Below are 1,588 nucleotides of genomic sequence, written 5' to 3'. Positions count from 1 at the left end.
TCCAAGGCGACGCCGCTCGTGACCAGCGCGCGGATCCCCTCTTCGACCGTCAGCTCGACGTCGACGATCCGGCGCTCGGGGACGAAGACGACGTGGCCGCCCATCACCGGGTTCGGGGCCATCGGCATGAACAGGGTCCGCATCCCCTCGCCCTCGGAGTCGGCGTGGTCCGCGATGACCTCGGGCGTCTCGCTCGTCACGAACGCGAGCGTGTACGTCTCCTCGGTCGGAAACTCCACGAGGACGACCTCGCGGAAGTTCCCGCCGTCCGAGTCCAGCATGGCGTCGCTCATCTGTCGGAACCCCTGATAGACGGAGCCGACCCCCGGTACCCGCTCGACGGCCTCGTCGACGTAGTCGACGGCGCGCTCGCCGTACCGCGAGGACTCGACCGCCGCGCCCAAGAGGAGGATGGCGGCCACGAACACGACCGGCGTCGCGATCTCGATCGCGACCTCGCGGGGGATCGCGCCGACGATCGGGAGTCCGCGCCCCGGCGACACGGCGACGACCGCCGACGAGAAGGCGTCGAGGTAGTCGTACACCGCGTTGAACGCGAACGCGAGGACGACGAGCGTGATGACGGCGGGGACGACCACGGCGACGCCCGTGAGGAACGCCCGCCGGAGCAGTTCGACCCCGGACGACTCGTCGGTCATTGATCGCGACCACGAGTGACCGCGACAAAACCCTTCGGTCACGGTATTGGCCGTCTCAGTCGCGGCTCCGACGCAGACCGACGCCGATCCGCCGAGAGCGCGTCTTCCGCCCGCAACGGTCCCCGATGGTGGTGGAAATCGTCCCCGCTGGCGGTGGAGTTATATTCCGCTGGCGTGTTAGGTCATCGCAGTGAGCGTCAACGTCGAAAAGCGGATCGACCCGCCCGGCGAGTCCGACTACGCGACCGCCGCGTGGGAGCTCAAAGAGCGCATTCGGTCCGCCGAGGGCGTCCTCCGACAGCGACGCGGCTTCTTCGTCGACGCGTATCGCCGGTCGACCGCCCACCTGCTCGTCGAGAACGACCGGCTCGTCGCCTTCGCCTCCGTCCGCCGGGACGGCTACATCCTCTTTCTCGCCGTCGACCCCGACTGCCGCGGCCGCGGGTACGCCGAGCGCCTCGTCGCCGACGTGGCCGAGCAACACCGGTCGGTCACCTGTCACGCCCGCACGACAAACCGCTCGGCGCTCGGCTTCTACGAACACCTCGGCTTCGAGGTGATCCGCCGCATCGACGACTACTACGAGGACGGCGGCGACGCCTACTACCTCAAGCTGGGCGGCGAGTCGATCCGCGAGCGGCTCTCCGGGTTCGTCGGCCGGTAGCCGCCGTTCGATTCGTTCCCCGTCCCCCGCGAGAGGCCCGGAACCGACAGTCATTAGCGCCCGCCGCGAGGATCCATCGGCATGTCGAAACCGACTCCCGCGGACCTCGCGGCTCGCGTCCGCGACGGTGACCTCCGCTTCCACGAGCTGGAAGACCACGTCGACGCCGACACGGCGACCGCCGCGCGCCGGCTGCTCGTCGCGGAGGCGACCGACGCCGACCTCGACGCGCTCGGCGAGTAACGCGTTCGACGCCGAGGCGGTC

Annotated in this window: 2 protein-coding genes and 1 pseudogene; 2 read left to right on the top strand and 1 reads right to left on the bottom strand. The window is 69.6% G+C overall.

From position 1 onward, the window contains the following. A partial coding sequence (locus BN903_RS11495; protein WP_048077854.1) for a DUF502 domain-containing protein occupies nt 1–659 on the bottom strand: 659 nt, incomplete at its 3' end. A gap of 190 nt (nt 660–849) precedes the next feature. Here BN903_RS11495 and BN903_RS11490 point away from each other — a divergent pair. Together BN903_RS11490 and BN903_RS15995 are read left to right on the top strand one after the other, a co-directional pair. Further along, nucleotides 850–1,323, top strand: coding sequence for an N-acetyltransferase (locus BN903_RS11490; RefSeq protein WP_048077853.1), 474 nt, complete (start codon nt 850–852; stop codon nt 1,321–1,323). Between the two features lie 81 nt (nt 1,324–1,404). Further along, nucleotides 1,405–1,588: pseudogene (locus BN903_RS15995) on the top strand (3-hydroxy-3-methylglutaryl-CoA reductase); the annotation flags it as partial.

Source organism: Halorubrum sp. AJ67 (assembly GCF_000513435.1).
The sequence above is the reverse complement of the archived record's forward strand: the minus strand, read 5'-3'. Positions and strand labels throughout refer to the sequence as shown.